Source organism: Streptomyces sp. NPDC050264 (genome assembly GCF_040655895.1).
GTDB lineage: Bacteria > Actinomycetota > Actinomycetes > Streptomycetales > Streptomycetaceae > Streptomyces.
Window position 1 is genome coordinate 218,483 of sequence record NZ_JBFAKV010000009.1, and the last position, 14,604, is coordinate 233,086.

Consider the following 14,604-nt stretch of genomic DNA (forward strand, 5'->3'; position numbering starts at 1 on the left):
CCCGCTCCGGGCGCCCCGTTGCCGCCTCCGGTGCCGGGGTCGGCTGTACCGGGTATGCCTTCGCCGGGCGCGCCGCAGTACGGCTACCCGCAAGGGCCCGCCGACTCCACGACCCCGCCGTCGCCCGCTCCGGGCGCCCCGTTGCCGCCTCCGGTGCCGGGGTCGGCTGTACCGGGTACGCCTCCGCCGCCCGCTCCGCAGTACGGCTACCCGCAAGGCCCGGCCAGCCCCGACACCCCGGCGCCGCCCGCTCCGGGCGCCCCGTTGCCGCCTCCGGTGCCGGGGTCGGCTGTTCCTGGTACGCCGCCGCCACCCGCTCCGCCCGGTCCCGTGCGGGACGGCGCGGGGCGGCCGCTCGCGCCCGGGGCCGGGGACATCGCGGATGTCGCCACCAGCAAGGCGCAGCCGCCGCACCGCGGGGGTGGCGGGCAGACCCCGCCGCCGCCGGGTGCGCCCGGTGTGCCCGGGGCCCCGGCCGGCGGCTATGTCCCGACGCAGTTGGTGTCGTCGCTGGGCCCCGACGGGCAGCCGCAGGTCCCGGGTGCGCCCGGCGGCCCGCCGCCGCCCGGGAGCACGCCCCCGCCGCCCGGCGGCGGTGTGCACCATGCGGCGACGATGCTGTCCGGGCCGGCTGTCGGCGGCCCCGGTGGGCAGGCCCCGCCGCCGCCGGGACCGCCCGGCGCCCCGGGCGCACCGCAGCCGCCCGCCGCGCCGAGGCCGCCCGGGAGCACGCCCCCGCCGCCCGGCGGCGGTGTGCACCACGCGGCGACGATGCTCTCCGGACCCGGTCCGCAGGGGCCCGTGGGCCCGCCGCCCGGCGCGATGCCGCCGCCCGTGCCCGGGCAGCAGCTCCCCGGTGGCCCGCCCCCGGCGGCGTACGGCTACCCGCAGCAGACGGCCCCGCCGATGGGTCAGCCGACGGTGGGCCCGGGCTATCAGGCCGTGCTGCGCTACCGCGCGCCCGACGGCTCCGAGCAGCAGCTCATCCGGCGTTCCGCGCCGGGTACGCCGCACCCGGAGTGGCAGATCTTCCACGAGCTGCGCGGCATGAACGTCCCGGCGGACCAGGTTCTGGAACTCCACACGGAGCTGGAGTCCTGTGCGCTGCCGGGCGCGTACTGCTCGCGGATGATCCAGGAGCAGTGGCCGCAGGCGCGGATCACGTCGATCGCGCCGTACGGTACGGATCACGCGTCCCGTCAGCAGGGCATGCAGCAACTCATCGCGCACCAGGCCGAGTTGCACCAGGTCGCCGACGGCCCCGCGCGGCCGGCGCCGGTGCGCGCGCCGCTGCCGCCCGCGCAGCCCGCGCCGCCGATCCCGCCGGAGGGCATCGCGCAGGAGCTGGCCGCGGCGTTCGGTCCCGGGGTGTTCCGGTTCGACCAGCGGGCCGTGTCGCGGCAGGGCGTCCCGGACGTCGTGGCGCACACGCTCGTCGTGGCCGGACTGCCCGCGGACTTCGGGCCGTTCTTCTGGGCGCAGGCCCAGCCGGGCCGTCCGGTGCCGACGCTGGCCGAGCTGGCGCAGGAGCGCGGGGTGCAGCCGGCGTCGGACGCGGGCTCGTACCTCGTCATGGGCAGCGACTTCGGCAAGGCGGTCTGCGTCCAGTACGGGACGGCGAACATCGTGGCCGTGCCGGTCGAGGCAGGCGCCGGAAACACAGCCGGCGCGCCCGTGCCGCCGCAGTTCGTGAACAGCGGGCTGCCGGAGTTCGCGCGCTCGCTCGGGCTGCTCGGCCGGATGTGGCGGCTGCGCTACGGCCTCAACCAGGAGCAGGCGGGCCGCTGGACCGTCGACTTCCAGGCGCAGCTGAACGCGATCGACCCGGCGGCACTCGGCTCGCCCGAGACCTGGTGGTCGGTGCTGCTGGAGCAGATGTGGGACGGCCTGCTGTAGCCACGTAGCACCGCATGCCAGCTCGGGGCGCTCGACCTGCGGAATCGGTCGGGCGCCCCGATCATGCGCTCATGGCGGGCACACGGAGGCAGAGCGGGCCGGCGAAGAGGCGGCGGTGGCCCAGGCGCGTCCTGCTGGCGCTGCTCGTGGTGCTCCTGATCCTCGTCGGGTACGGCACGGGGCTGTATTTCTGGGCGGATTCGCGATTGCGGACCATGGACGCCTTCACCGAGTTCGAGGGCCGTCCGACGGCGGGCAAGGGCACGGACTGGCTGCTCGTCGGCTCGGACTCGCGCGCGGACCTGACGCCCGAACAGCGCAAGGAGCTGCACGTCGGCAACGACCAGGGCCTGAACACCGACACGATCATGATCCTGCACTACGGGGACAGCGGCCCGTATCTGATCTCGGTCCCGCGCGACTCGTACGTCCCGATCCCGGGCCATGGCACGAACAAGATCAACGCGGCGTACGCGCTCGGCGGCGCGGAGCTGCTCACGCAGACCGTCGAGCAGGCGACGGGGCTGCGCCTCGACCACTACGCGGAGATCAACTTCCTGGGTCTGGTGGACGTCGTCGACTCCCTCGGCGGGGTCACCCTCTGCGTACCGGACGGGGGCCTGCACGACGAGAAGTCCGGGGCCGACTTCGACGCGGGCTGTCAGCACATGGGCGGGGTCCAGGCGCTGCAGTACGCGCGGGCCCGCTACTCCGATCCGCAGGGCGACCTCGGCAGGGTCAAGCGCCAGCAGCAGCTGGTCGACGCGATCGCCGGCAAGGCGCTGAGCCCGGCGGTGCTGGTCCCGCCGTGGAAGCTGATCCCGTTCCTGGGCACCTCGCTCGACGCGCTCACCGTCGATCCCGACACCGGCATCGGCGCGCTGGCCACAATGGGCCGAAAAGTGTCCGGTCTGTCCGGAACGACCACGGTGCCGGTGGCGAGCGAACCGTACGTGGCCGGGGTCGGCGATGTCGTCGAGTGGAACCGGAGCGAGGCCGAAGAACTCTTCGCGGCACTGCGCGCCGACACGGCGATTCCGACTTTCGACGCCAATTGACGCATCCTTGACCGAGTAGGTCGGGCGGTGTGTCACGTGTGTCGCGTTATGGACGCTTCCGCTTGATCCATCAAGATGTGCGCCAATCGCGCGGAACGTCGCGCGTCACGTCGTACGGGTTGGAGAGGGGATCGAGATGAGCGGTGCAGGCGCATCGGCGTCGCCGTACGGTTTCGTCGTCGTGCGGGGCCGTGGCTACCGCCCCGAGCAGGTGGAGGCCCGGGCCGCGGAGCTGTCCGGGGCCCGCGACGAGGCGTGGGAGCGGGCCGCGCGACTGACCGTCCTCGCCAAGGAGATGGGGGCGGAGGCGGAGCGGTTGCGCGCGGTCGTCGCCCAGCTGGCCCCGCAGACGTACGAGACGCTCGGCAGGCGTGCGCAGTATTTGCTGGAGCTGGCCGAGGAGGAGGAGGCCGCCGTCCGGCACGCGGCGCGGGCCGAGGCGCAGGCCGTCGCCGATGCCGCCGGGGCGGCGGGGCGCGAGCTGCGGGACGCCGCGCAGGCCTACGCCGACGAGGTGCGCGGCGAGGCCGACGAACGGGCCCGGCGCCGGGAGCGCGAGGCGGGGGCGCACGCCGACGAGATCCGGGTCTCCGCACGGCGGGATGTGAAGGAGGCGCGGGGCGAGGCCCTGGCGGTCCTGCGCGAGACGCGGCAGCGCGGCGAGGCGGTCCTCGGCGACCAGGCCAAGGAGCACGCCGAGCGGATCGAGGCCTTCGACCGGGAGGCCGCCGAGCGGGAGGCCGCGGCGGACGAGTGGGAGACCGCCGCCGTCGCCGCGGCCGAGGAGCGGCTGTCGGCGGCGAAGCGGGCGTTCGCGGAGGCGGGGGAGGCGGCCAGGCACGGGCAGGAGGACGCGGAGGCGGCCGCCGCGGAACTGCTCGCACAGGCGCGGATGCGGGAAGAGGGGGTCGTCCGGGAGACGGAGCGGGTGCTGCGTGAGCACAGTGAGGCGTGGGACGAGGTGCGGGCCCATATGGACCGCGTGCGCAGTTCGCTGGCGGCCCTGACCGGGCGGACCGCGGCGGAGTAGGCGCGCGTCCCGCTCCCGGGCTCAGCCGGCGAAGGGGCCCGGGACGAGCACCTTGGCCGCCAGGTCGCGGAGGCGGTCCCGCTCGGTGGCCGTCAGCGGCTCCGTGAGGTCGGCGATCCGTCGCTCCGCCTCCGCCGCGCAGCGGTCGACCAGCGCGCGGCCCTTCGGGGCGAGAGCGACCAGGACGCCGCGGCCGTCGTGCGGTGAGCGCTCGCGGGTGACGAGGCCGCGCTTCTCGGCGCGGGTGACCAGGCCCGTCATGGAGGACTTGTCCAGGTCGAGGTGGCGGGCGAGTTCGAGCATGCCGGGGCGGCGGTCGCGCAGGATGCCGAGCAGGCGGACCTGGATGACGGAGAGGTCGTGCTCGGCCGCGATGCGGGTCAGCGCGCCCTGCACGAGGAACGACAACTGGACGAGGGCGTCGACGGTGCTCAAGGGCTGCGCCGGGAGCTCAGGCTGCGCCGGGTTCTCGGGGGCGGTCATGGGGACAGTCTCCGCTTGACGTAGTACGCGACGCAAACTAACGTCGGGCCAAGTAGTACGTGCCGCAAACTATGTGCGGTTCTGATCCGTCCCCGCACCCCGGGAGGCCCTCATGCGCGCAGCCGTCGTCCACTCCTTCGACGCCCCGCCCCGCTACGACACCTTCGAGACGCCCGTGCCGCGCGGCGAGCACCAGTTCCTGGTGGAGGTGCTGGCCGCCGGGCTGCACCCGCGCGTGCGCTCCGGCGCGGGCGGCACCCACTACGCGTCCGACGGCGCGCTCCCGATGGTCCCCGGCGTCGACGGCGTCGGCTGCACGGCCGACGGGGAGCTGCACTACTTCGTCGCCCTGGACGACGCGGTCGGCACCATGGCCGAGCGGGCCGTCGTCGACCGGCGCCGGGCCGTCCCGCTGCCGCCCGGCACCGACCCGGCCGCCGTGGCCGCGGCCATGAACCCCGGCATGTCGTCCTGGGTGGCGCTGCGCCGCCGGATCGACTTCCGGCCCGGCGCCTCGGTCCTCGTCCTCGGCGCCACCGGCAGCGCCGGACAGCTCGCCGTGCAGATCGCGAAGCACCTCGGCGCGGGCCGTGTGGTGGCGGCGGGCCGTGACCCCGAGCGGCTCGCGCTGCTGCCCGCGCTGGGCGCCGACGAGACGCTCCCGCTGAGCGGCGAACCCGACGAGATCGCCGAGCGCGTCGCGAAGAGCGCCGCCGACGTCGACGTCGTCATCGACTATGTGTGGGGACACGTCACCGAGACCGTCATGCCCGCACTGCTGATGGCCCGCACCGACCGTGCCGCGCCGCTCGACTGGATCGAGATCGGCTCCATGGCGGGCCAGGAGGCGGCGCTGCCGTCCGCGCTCCTGCGCAAGGCGAACCTGCGCGTCCTGGGCAGCGGGCAGGGCTCCGTCGCCACCGCCGACATCGTCGCCGAACTGCCCGCGCTCGCCGCCGAGATCACCGCCGGCACCCTGGCCGTGCACCCGGTGCCGATGCCGCTGTCGCAGGTCGAGCAGGCGTGGGCGGCCTCCACCGGACCCGGTGAGCGGATCGTCCTCGTGCCCTGACCGCGGCCGCCCGGCGACAATGGCCCGATGGGGATCAGGGTGGTCGTCGCCGACGACCAAGAAGCGGTACGGCGGGGCATGCGGCGCATGCTGGAGGCGCAGGGCGACATCGTCGTCGTGGGGGAGGCCGCTGACGGGCGGGCTGCGCTGCGCGTCGTGCGCGAGACACGGCCGGACGTCGCGCTCGTCGACATCCGGATGCCGCACCTCGACGGCCTGGAGGTGACCCGTCAACTGGCGGACCCGGACGCGGAGTTCCCGGTGAAGGTCGTGATCGTGACGACGTTCGACCTGGACGAGTACGTGTACCCGGCGCTGCGGTACGGCGCCTCCGGGTTCCTCCTCAAGCGGTCCGGGCCCGCGCTGCTCGTCGAGGCGGTCCGGGCGGCCGTCGCCGGGGACAGTCTGATCAGCCCGTCCGTGACGGTGCGGCTGCTCCGGCAAGTGACCGGACCCCGGGCCCGTTCCGTCGCCCAGCCGCTGGAACCGCTGACACCGCGCGAGACCGAGATCGCCGGGAAGGTCGCCGAGGGCCTCACGAACGCGGACATCGCGGCGCTCCTGTTCATCTCGCCCGGCACCGTGAAGACCCATGTCGCCGCCGTTCAGAGGAAGTTGGGCGTACGTAACCGGGTGGGCATCGCCGTGAAGGCGTGGGAGCTGGGGTACGCCGGATGAGCGCGCGGCGCGTGGCGGCGGCCGGCGCGGTCGTCCTGCTGTTCGTGCCGGCGGCCCTGGCGTCCTGGGGCGCGCTGCTGCTCGCCGCCGCCGCGGCGACCGCGCTCGTCACGGCGGTGCGGCCGTGGTCGCGCGGCCGGCTCGAACGCGCGGCGTGTGCCGCGTTCGCCGTCTCCTGGCTGGTGGACGTGGCATACATGGGGAGGCCGGGTCTCGTCCTGCTGTGGCTGCCCGTGGAGCTGGCGGGGCTGCTCGTCCTCACGGCCCGGCTGCTGCGGCGGGCCCCGGCGCGGCGCGTGGTGGCGCTGGGCGCGCTCGCGGGGCTGACCACACTCGCCGCGCCCCTGCGCTTCAGCCTGCGCCACCCGCCCGACCCGCTGACGGGTTCGGTCCTGATGGCGGCCGCGACCTTGTTCCCGGTGGTGTGCGCGGTCGGCGTCGGCTGCTTTCTGCGCGCCCAGGACGAGCGCCGCCGGGCCGCCGTGCGACAGGCCCGCCGCGCACAGCGCCTCACGGTCGCCGCCGATCTCCACGACTTCGTCGCCCACGAACTGACCGGCATGGTCGTGGAGGTGCAGGCGGCACGGGTCGGCCCCTACGACGAGGACGAGGTGGCGGCGCTGCTCGGCCGCCTGGAGGAGTCGGGGGCGCGGGCCCTGGAGTCGATGGACCGCACGCTGCGGGCGCTGCGCACGGACGGCGCGGACCGCACCCACCACGGGATGCGTGAACTCCCGGAACTGGTGGGGAGGTTCGGGGAGCGGGCCACCCTGCGGGCGGACCCGGACCTCGTGCTGCCCCGGGACGCCGACGACGCCGCCTACCGGGTGGTCCTCGAAGCCCTCACGAACGTACGCCGACACGCCCCGAACGCCACCCGGATCACGGTCTCCGCGCACCGCACCGGCCCCGCCGCCGTCACGGTCACGGTCACGGACGACGGGCCCGTGCGACCCCGGCGCGCCCTTCGCGCGGGCGGGGGCACGGGCCTGGCGGCCCTGGAGGAAAGGGTCCGGCTGACGGGCGGCACGCTCACGGCGGGCCCGGCCCCGAAGGCCGCCGGCTGGACGGTCGAGGCGAGCATGCCCACGCGCGACGCACTCCCCGATCTCTGCCGAACGGCAGATGTGCGCGCCTCCCGGCAGGCCGGAGGCTGAGGGCATCCCACCCCGCCCTTCCGGAGGAGCCCCGTGCTGGAACTCGTCGACGTCACCAAGACCTACCGCGGCGGCAAACGCGCGGTCGACCGGATGACCCTGCGCCTGGACACCGGCCTCCTGGGGCTCCTCGGTCCGAACGGCGCGGGCAAGTCGTCCCTCATGCGCATCGCGGCGACTGTCACCCGCCCCACCACGGGCCAGGTCCTCCTCGACGGCCACGACCTCGTGCGCCGCCCCGGCCGGATGCGCCGCCAACTCGGCTATCTGCCACAGGACTTCGGCGTCTACCCCAACCTCTCGGCCCGCGAGTTCCTGCGCTACCTCGGCGCCGCGAAGGGCCTCACCGGCCGGTCCGCCCGCGCCCACGTCGACGAACTCCTCGAACTGGTCAACCTCACCGGGGCCGCGAACCGCCGCCTCGGCGGTTACTCCGGCGGCATGCTGCGCCGCGTCGGCATCGCGCAGGCGCTGCTCGCGGACCCGCGCGTCATCATCGTCGACGAGCCGACGGCCGGGCTCGACCCCGAGGAGCGCGTCCGGCTGCGCAACCTGCTCTCCGCGCTCGCCGCCGACCGGATCGTGTTGCTCTCCACCCACATCGTCTCCGACGTCGAGTCCGTCGCCGCGCGGATCGCCGTCGTCGCCGGCGGGCGACTGCTCGCCCTGGCCACACCGGAAGAACTCATCGCGCGCGTCACCGGCCACGTATGGGAAGTGACCGCCACGCAAGCGCAGTTGAGCGATCTGCGGAGCCGGTACGTCGTCGGCGCGCTGACCCGGACCGCCACCGGTGCACGGGCCCGCGTCCTCAGTGACGTACCGCCGCCGTACGACCACTGCGTGCCGGCCGCGCCGGGCCTGGAGGACGCCTACCTCGCCGCCGTCCACGCGGTGCCCGCATGCTGACGCGGGGTCTTGTGCCGCTGGTGGCCGGCGACTTCAAGGACCGGGTGCGCAGGCCCGTCTACCTCGTCGTGCTCGCGGCGGCGGCGGGCCTCGCGATCGTGGCCGCGCCGGGCGGTGACGCACACTGGACGGTCATGCAGTTCGGCGACCGGCGCGGCGCCTACAACAGCGCGTACACCGGCATGGTCGTCGCGCTCGCGAGCACGGTGTGGCTCGCACTCGGCGGTTTCTACGTCGTGCGGGGCGCGGTCGCCCGTGACGCGGACACCGGCGTGGGCCGGCTCCTCGCGGCGGCCCGGCTGCCGACGCCCACATACCTGCTCGCCAAGTTCCTCAGCTCCCTCCTCGTGCTGGCCTCGATGCTGGGCGTGCTCGCGCTCGCCGCGTTCGTCCTGCAGTGGGCCCGCGGCGAGTCCCGCGCCGTCGACCCGGTGGCGCTGCTGCAGCCGTTCGTGCTGATCGCGCTGCCGATGGCGGCGGTGACGGCGGCCGCGGCGCTGCTGTTCGAGACGATCCCGCTGCTCAAAGCGGGACTCGGCAACGTGGTCTGGTTCTTCGTGTGGACGGTCGCGGTCCTCGGCGGGCAGTCGCCGCACGCCCCGCTCGGCGGGATCGGCGTCGCCGACGTCGTACGTTCCCTGGGATCGGCCCTGCGGGCGCAGGGTGTCGACCCGCACGGTGCGGGCGAGTTCAGCCTCGGACTCACCTTTGTGGAACGGCCGTTGAGGACGTTCGAGTGGCACGGCTTCGATCCCTCGCAGGGCTATCTGCTGCAACGCCTCGCGCTGACGGTGATCGCGGTGGCCGTCGCGGTGGTCCCGGCGCTGTGGTTCGCGCGCTTCGACCCGTCGCGCGGCACCCCGTCTCAACCAGCTGCCGTGGCGGCCGAGTTCGCGGACCGGACTGCCCGGCGGGCGACCTTCGGCGAGGTGCCCGGCACGCCCGTCCGCACCGGTGGCACCGCTCTGCGCCTGATGGCCGGCGAGGCGCGCATCCTGGTGCGGGGCACGGCCTGGTGGTGGTGGGCGGTGGCGGCCGGGATCGCCGTGCTGTCCCTCACGCTCACGCCGGTCTCCGGGGTGAGCCGGGTGCTGCTGCCGCTGGCGTGGATCTGGCCGGTGCTGCTGTGGTCGCGGCTCGGCACGCAGCGCCGCGAGTGCGGGGTCGAGGCGTTCCTCGGGGCGTACCCGTTCGCGGGCCGCAGGCTGTACGCGGAGTGGGCGGCCGGGGTGCTCCTGACGGCGGTCGCCGGGGCCGGGGCCGGAGTGCGGATGGCGTGGGGCGGCGACGGCACGGGTCTGGCGCTGTGGGGCTGCGCGGCGTTCTTCGTGCCGACCCTTGCGCTCGCGCTCGGCACGCTGAGCCGCAGCCACCGCCTGTTCCAGGCGGTGTACCCGCCGCTGTGGTACTTCGTCGTGAACGGCTTCGCGCCGCTGGACTTCATGGGTGCGGTGCGGGACGCGGACGGCACCCCGCGCGGGCTGTCGCCGGGCACGCTCGTCCTCATGACGCTGGTTCTGCTGGCGGTGGTCCAGGCGACCGGGACGGTCAGGTCGCTGCCCCGCCCGGTGAGGGCAGCGGGCGCAGCAGGGTGACGGCCGAGACGGGGACGGCGCCCGCGGGGTGGTCGCGACGGCGCTCGTAGGGTTCGAGCAACCCCTTGATGCGCAGGGCGAGCTGGTCGGCCTCGTCGGGCGTCAGATGGACGAGGGCCTCGACGGACCGCTCGACGGCCCGCACCGACTGCCGCGGGTCGTCCCACCGCAGCCGCCACGGCCGCACCCGCCCCCCGCCGTGCGAGGCCTCTTCGATGAGGCCGTGCCGGGCGAGCCGGCGCAGATGGAACGAGCACAGCCCCGAGCTGTACCCGAGGCGGGCCGCCGCCTGCGAGGACGTGACGGTGCCCAGTTCGGCCAGCAGGTCGAGGAGGGCGACGCGGACGGGATGGTCGGGCAGGGGGCGCGCCGCCCGGCCCGTCTCGCCGGCCTCTTCGGTCGGGCCTTCTTCGGTCAGATCTTCTTCGGTCACTTTGCAAAGGATGCTACTTTGCAAAGTGTTTGGTCAAGTGGTCGGCGGGATCGGGGAGTTGAGGGCGATGAGTGAAGGGCTGCTGCCGGAGGTCGAGCGGGGTGCCGTGCGGCGCATCACGGTGGTCGGTGAGGAGGTGCTGCACCGGCGCTGCACGCCGGTCACGGACGCGGAGTTCGGTACGCCGGAACTGGCGCGCCTGATCGACGACATGTTCGCCACGAACCACGTCGCGCACGGCGCGGGCCTCGCCGCCAACCAGGTCGACGTGGACCTGCGGCTGTTCGTCTGGGACATCGAGGACGACTGGGGGGTGCGCCATGTCGGGCACATCGCCAACCCGGTCCTGGACGAGGAGCCGGTCGCCGGGCGCAGACTCGTCGAGGAGCTGGAGGGCTGCCTGTCGGTCCCGGGCCCCTTCAAGTCACTGGCCCGCGCCGATCACGCGGTCGTGCGCGGCCGGGACAAGGACGGCAACGCCCTCGTCGTCGAGGGCCGCGGCTACTTCGCCCGCTGCCTCCAGCACGAGACGGACCACCTGCACGGCCGGCTCTACCTCGACCGGCTCGGCAAGCGGGAGCGCCGGGACGCCCTGCGGGAGATGGCGGAGGCGCGGGACGAGGTGTTCGCGCGGCGGGCGGCCGTGGCGGAGCGACTCGGCAAGTGACCGCGCCCGTGCGGCTACCCCTTCGGCCCGGGGTCCTTCGAGCGTCTCGTGCTCTCCTGCCGGACGGCCCCGGCCAGGATCCACTCCTCCACCGCTTCGTACTGGCGTTGCTGCTCCGCGGCCCCGCGCGGCGGCGTCAGCACCGTGCCGAGCCAGCCGAGGAGGAAGCCGAGGGGGATGGAGACGAGGCCGGTCGTCGTGAACGGGAACCAGTTGAAGTCCCGGCCGGGGAAGGCCGACGCGGGTGAGCCCGAGACCAGGTTGGTGCCCGTCATCAGGATCAGGCAGGCCGCCGTGCCGCCCAGCAGTGTCCACATCAGGCCCGCGCGCGTGTAGCGGCGCCAGAAGAGGCTGTAGACCAGGGCGGGGGCCAGGGCCGACGCTCCCAGGCAGAAGGAGAGCGTGATCAGGGGCTGCAGGTTGCGGTGCTGGACCAGGGTGGCCAGGAGGATCGCGGGCGCGCCGACCGCGAGCGCCGAGACGCGCGCCGTCCTGAGTTCCGTGCGCGCGCTCAACTGCTGCCTGCCGTACGCGAAGACGTCGTGCGCCAGCGAGTTCGCGCAGGCCAGGATCATGCCCGCCACCGACGCCAGGAGCGTGAGGAACAGGGCCGTCGTGACCGTCGTGAAGAGCAGCGACTCGGTGGTGGACATCGTCGCTCCGAACGCCGCCCGCGCGCCCAGCAGGTACGCCGTGTTGCCCTGCGCGTCCGCCGTCGCGATCGCCGCGCGGCCGAGCAGTGCCGTCGCGCCGATCCCGACGACGGAGATGATCAGGACGAAGACGCCCACCGACGACACCGCCCACGACATCGAGCGCCGCACCTCGCGCGCGTGCCGCGCCGTGTACATGCGCATCGTGACGTGCGGCAGGCAGGCCGCGCCGAGGACCACCGTCAGCTGTGCGCTGACCTGGTCCAGGCGCGGGTGGGGGCCGCCGGAGAATTCCAGACCCGGGCTGAGGTAGGCGCGGCCCGCGCCGCTCTGCCGGGCCGCCGTCGCGAGCAGCGCGCCGGGGTCCCAGTCGAAGCGGTGCAGGATCAGGGCCGCGACCACGGCGCCCGAGCCGAGCAGCATCACCATTTTCACGATCTGGATGACGGCCGTGCCCTTCATGCCGCCGATCGCCGCGTAGCTGATCATCAGCGCGCCCAGGGCGACCACGCAGCCGGTCTTGAACCCCTCGCTGGTGAAACCCAGGAGGAAGCCCAACAGGTCGCCCGCGCCCGCGAGTTGGACCAGCATGAGTGGGGTGAGGGCGGTGAGCGTGGTGACGCAGGCGGCGATGCGCACCGCCCGGCCCGGCATCCGGCGGGCCAGCGCGTCGCCCATCGTGAAACGGCCCGCGTTGCGCAGCGGTTCGGCCAGCAGGAACATCAGGAGCATCAGGCTGAGCCCCGTGCTCAGGGCGAGGACCACACCGTCGTACCCCATCAGGGCGATGATGCCGCCGGTGCCGAGCACGGTCGCCGCCGAGATGTAGTCGCCCGCGATAGCCAGTCCGTTGCTCATCGGCGTCAGGCGTCCGAAGCCCGTGTAGAACTCCTCCAGGTCGTCACGGTCGGGGCCGGTCATGACGCACAGCAGGAGCGTGACGGTGGCGACCGCGGTGAACGCCACCAGTGACATCGACTCCGACGCGGGGCCGGTCATCGGCCGCCGCCCCGCGGGCCCCGGCCCTGCCGCCGCAGCCGGTGGGCGAGCGGGTCGACACGCCGCCTGGCCGTGTACTCGTAGAGCAGCAACGCCGCGCAGGAGACCGGGAATTGGCAGAGGCCGATGAGCAGTCCGGTGGAGAGACCGCCGCTGGCGGAGCGGTTCATCACGGCAGGGGCGAACGCCGAGAGGAGCAGGAAGAGCGTGAAGTAGCCGAGCGCCGTGAGCGTGGCGACGCGGCGCTGCCAGCGGTACGCGGTGCGCAGCAGGCGCAGCTCGTGGCTCGGGCCGCCGGGCGGTGGCAGGTCGGGGTGGCGGGGGAGGCGGTGGACCGGCGAGCGGTGGGCGTGGGAGGGGTGCGGCATCCCGATCTCCTTGCGCGACCAGGGCCCGCCGGGGACGCGCGGGCCGCAGGGAGGTGCGTGGGGAGCCGGAACGTTACTCGTAGGTAGGGGAGTTGGGCGAGGGTTTGCGCGAACCGGCCGGTCGGTCCTGCGCCGGTGCGTCCTCCGGTGCGGGTGCGGGGTCCAGGACCGGGAAGCGGCGGGGTGCGAGCAGCAGGAGGACGAGGAGGGCGAGCGCGGCCGCGCAGGCCGCCCCGATGTAGACGGAGTCCACGGCCGCGTCGACCGCCCGGCGCACCGCGGTCGCGCCGGAGCGGGTCACCGAGTCGAGGTCGGTGCCGCTGCCGAGGCGGCCGGAGATCACGCCGTTGGCGACGGCGCCGAAGACGGCCGCGCCGACGGTCTGTCCGATCTGCCGGTAGAAGAGGATCGAGGCGGTGGCCGTGCCGCGCTCGGCCCAGCCGACCGAGGACTGCACGCCGATGATCAGCGGGAGCTGGAAGAGGCCGAGGGCCGCGCCGAGCAGCAGGCTGAGCAGCGTGGGCTGCCAGACCGCGCCGGGGAAGGGCAGCAGCGGGAACGCGACGAGGATCGCGAGGGCCGCCGTCATGCCGAGCGCGGCCGTGGAGCGGAACCCGATCCTGCGGTACACGTGCTGGCTCAGGGCCGCCGACACCGGCCAGCTCAGCGTCATCACGGACAGCACGAAGCCGGCCGCGGTGGGGGAGAGGCCGAGGACCGACTGCGCGTACGTGGGCAGGAAGGTGGTCGGCGCCACCATGAGCAGGCCCATCGCGCACAGGGCGAGGTTGACCGCGGCGATGGTGCGCCGCCGCCACACCCAGCCGGGCAGGATCGGTTCGGCGGCCCGGCGCTCGATCACGACGATCGCGCCGATCAGCGCGACTCCCGTACAGAGCAGGGTGATGGAGGGCGTCGAGTCCCAGTCCCACGCCACCCCGCCCTGCACCAGCCAGGTCAGCAGGACGCCGCCGGCCGCGAACACGGCGAGCGCGCCCGCCCAGTCGATGCGGTGGCGCGGGCCGGGTTCGCGGCGCGGTTCGTGCAGATGGCGCGCGACGAGGAACAGCGCGACGGCGCCGACCGGCAGGTTGATCAGGAAGATCCAGCGCCAGCCCGCGTACGAGGCGAGGAGGCCGCCGAGTGCCGGGCCGAGGACGGACGACGTGGCCCACACGGTCGACAACTTCGCCTGGATCCTGGGGCGTTCCTTCAGCGGGTACAGGTCGGCGGCGAGGGTCTGCACCGTCCCCTGGATCGCGCCGCCGCCGAGCCCCTGCACCACCCGGAAGGCGATCAGGGCGCCCATGTTCCACGCGCAGGAGCAGAGCAGCGAGCCGGCCAGGAAGAGCACGCTGCCCGCGATCAGCACCGGCTTGCGGCCCAGGGTGTCCGACAGCTTGCCGTAGACGGGCAGCGTGACCGTGACCGCGAGCAGGTACCCGGAGAACAGCCAGGAGAAGACGGAGAACCCGCCGAGTTCGCCGACGATCTGGGGCACCGCCGTGGAGACGATGGTGGAGTCGAGCGCGGCGAGCGCCATGCACAGCATCAGCGCGGCGACGACCGCCGTCTTCTTCCCCTGCATGTGTTCCCCCTGCACGTA

The 14,604-nt window shown here is 74.2% G+C and carries 14 protein-coding genes; 9 read left to right on the forward strand and 5 right to left on the reverse strand.

What is annotated here, in order from left to right; genetic code table 11:
- From AB0J02_RS18600 to AB0J02_RS18610, 3 genes are all read left to right on the forward strand, one after another.
- Window positions 1-1,896 (forward strand): SUKH-4 family immunity protein (locus AB0J02_RS18600; RefSeq protein ID WP_363194757.1); only part of this gene is annotated, 1,896 nt, incomplete at its 5' end.
- A gap of 71 nt (window positions 1,897-1,967) precedes the next feature.
- Complete coding sequence (locus tag AB0J02_RS18605) at window positions 1,968-2,954, forward strand: LCP family protein (protein WP_363194758.1); 987 nt, start codon at window positions 1,968-1,970, stop codon at window positions 2,952-2,954.
- A 136-nt stretch (window positions 2,955-3,090) separates the two neighbouring features.
- A complete protein-coding gene (locus tag AB0J02_RS18610) occupies window positions 3,091-3,984 on the forward strand; it encodes a cellulose-binding protein (protein ID WP_363194759.1) in 894 nt (297 codons plus the stop codon).
- A gap of 21 nt (window positions 3,985-4,005) precedes the next feature.
- Here AB0J02_RS18610 and AB0J02_RS18615 read toward each other — a convergent pair whose 3' ends face one another.
- On the reverse strand, window positions 4,006-4,467 hold the full coding sequence (locus AB0J02_RS18615) for a MarR family transcriptional regulator (RefSeq protein WP_363194760.1): 462 nt from the start codon (window positions 4,465-4,467) through the stop codon (window positions 4,006-4,008).
- A gap of 112 nt (window positions 4,468-4,579) precedes the next feature.
- Between AB0J02_RS18615 and AB0J02_RS18620 the strand changes: the two genes are divergently transcribed.
- From AB0J02_RS18620 to AB0J02_RS18640, 5 genes are read left to right on the forward strand one after another with little or no spacing between them, the layout of a single operon-like run.
- Window positions 4,580-5,539: a zinc-binding alcohol dehydrogenase family protein gene (locus tag AB0J02_RS18620; protein ID WP_363194761.1), complete on the forward strand. Its 960-nt coding sequence runs from the start codon at window positions 4,580-4,582 to the stop codon at window positions 5,537-5,539.
- Window positions 5,540-5,566: 27 nt separating this feature from the next.
- Entirely contained in the window at window positions 5,567-6,217 is a 651-nt protein-coding gene (locus AB0J02_RS18625) for a response regulator transcription factor (RefSeq protein WP_363194762.1), read from the forward strand.
- On the forward strand, window positions 6,214-7,374 hold the full coding sequence (locus tag AB0J02_RS18630; protein WP_363194763.1) for an ATP-binding protein: 1,161 nt from the start codon (window positions 6,214-6,216) through the stop codon (window positions 7,372-7,374). Before AB0J02_RS18625 ends, AB0J02_RS18630 begins: the two co-directional genes overlap by 4 nt.
- Before the next feature lie 33 nt (window positions 7,375-7,407).
- On the forward strand, window positions 7,408-8,283 hold the full coding sequence (locus tag AB0J02_RS18635) for an ATP-binding cassette domain-containing protein (RefSeq protein WP_363194764.1): 876 nt from the start codon (window positions 7,408-7,410) through the stop codon (window positions 8,281-8,283).
- Window positions 8,277-9,878 carry a hypothetical protein gene (locus AB0J02_RS18640; protein WP_363194765.1) on the forward strand — a complete coding sequence of 534 codons (1,602 nt, stop codon included), beginning with the start codon at window positions 8,277-8,279 and terminating at the stop codon, window positions 9,876-9,878. Before AB0J02_RS18635 ends, AB0J02_RS18640 begins: the two co-directional genes overlap by 7 nt.
- On the opposite strand, the gene AB0J02_RS18645 is transcribed toward AB0J02_RS18640, so the two are convergent.
- On the reverse strand, window positions 9,832-10,311 hold the full coding sequence (locus AB0J02_RS18645) for a helix-turn-helix domain-containing protein (RefSeq protein WP_363194766.1): 480 nt from the start codon (window positions 10,309-10,311) through the stop codon (window positions 9,832-9,834). The genes AB0J02_RS18640 and AB0J02_RS18645 overlap by 47 nt on opposite strands.
- A 67-nt stretch (window positions 10,312-10,378) precedes the next feature.
- Here AB0J02_RS18645 and def point away from each other — a divergent pair, with 67 nt between their 5' ends.
- Entirely contained in the window at window positions 10,379-10,978 is a 600-nt protein-coding gene (gene def / locus AB0J02_RS18650; protein WP_363194767.1) for a peptide deformylase, read from the forward strand.
- A 14-nt stretch (window positions 10,979-10,992) separates the two neighbouring features.
- Here the strand turns inward: def and AB0J02_RS18655 are convergent, their stop codons facing one another.
- From AB0J02_RS18655 to AB0J02_RS18665, 3 genes are all read right to left on the reverse strand, one after another.
- Complete coding sequence (locus tag AB0J02_RS18655) at window positions 10,993-12,630, reverse strand: cation acetate symporter (protein WP_363194768.1); 1,638 nt, start codon at window positions 12,628-12,630, stop codon at window positions 10,993-10,995.
- Complete coding sequence (locus tag AB0J02_RS18660; RefSeq protein ID WP_363194769.1) at window positions 12,627-12,998, reverse strand: DUF485 domain-containing protein; 372 nt, start codon at window positions 12,996-12,998, stop codon at window positions 12,627-12,629. The genes AB0J02_RS18655 and AB0J02_RS18660 overlap by 4 nt, the downstream gene beginning before the upstream one ends.
- Before the next feature lie 73 nt (window positions 12,999-13,071).
- Entirely contained in the window at window positions 13,072-14,586 is a 1,515-nt protein-coding gene (locus AB0J02_RS18665; RefSeq protein ID WP_363194770.1) for an MFS transporter, read from the reverse strand.
- Between the last annotated feature and the right edge of the window lie 18 nt (window positions 14,587-14,604).

Bases quoted from the DNA above. Each gene is read 5' to 3' on its own strand.
- AB0J02_RS18630 (WP_363194763.1), top strand. From the start codon at position 6,214: ATGAGCGCGCGGCGCGTGGCGGCGGCCGGCGCGGTCGTCCTGCTGTTC.
- AB0J02_RS18620 (WP_363194761.1), top strand. From the start codon at position 4,580: ATGCGCGCAGCCGTCGTCCACTCCTTCGACGCCCCGCCCCGCTACGAC.
- AB0J02_RS18605 (WP_363194758.1), top strand. From the start codon at position 1,968: ATGGCGGGCACACGGAGGCAGAGCGGGCCGGCGAAGAGGCGGCGGTGG.
- def (WP_363194767.1), top strand. From the start codon at position 10,379: ATGAGTGAAGGGCTGCTGCCGGAGGTCGAGCGGGGTGCCGTGCGGCGC.
- AB0J02_RS18615 (WP_363194760.1), bottom strand. From the start codon at position 4,467: ATGACCGCCCCCGAGAACCCGGCGCAGCCTGAGCTCCCGGCGCAGCCC.
- AB0J02_RS18660 (WP_363194769.1), bottom strand. From the start codon at position 12,998: ATGCCGCACCCCTCCCACGCCCACCGCTCGCCGGTCCACCGCCTCCCC.
- AB0J02_RS18665 (WP_363194770.1), bottom strand. From the start codon at position 14,586: ATGCAGGGGAAGAAGACGGCGGTCGTCGCCGCGCTGATGCTGTGCATG.
- AB0J02_RS18655 (WP_363194768.1), bottom strand. From the start codon at position 12,630: ATGACCGGCCCCGCGTCGGAGTCGATGTCACTGGTGGCGTTCACCGCG.
- AB0J02_RS18640 (WP_363194765.1), top strand. From the start codon at position 8,277: ATGCTGACGCGGGGTCTTGTGCCGCTGGTGGCCGGCGACTTCAAGGAC.
- AB0J02_RS18610 (WP_363194759.1), top strand. From the start codon at position 3,091: ATGAGCGGTGCAGGCGCATCGGCGTCGCCGTACGGTTTCGTCGTCGTG.
- AB0J02_RS18625 (WP_363194762.1), top strand. From the start codon at position 5,567: ATGGGGATCAGGGTGGTCGTCGCCGACGACCAAGAAGCGGTACGGCGG.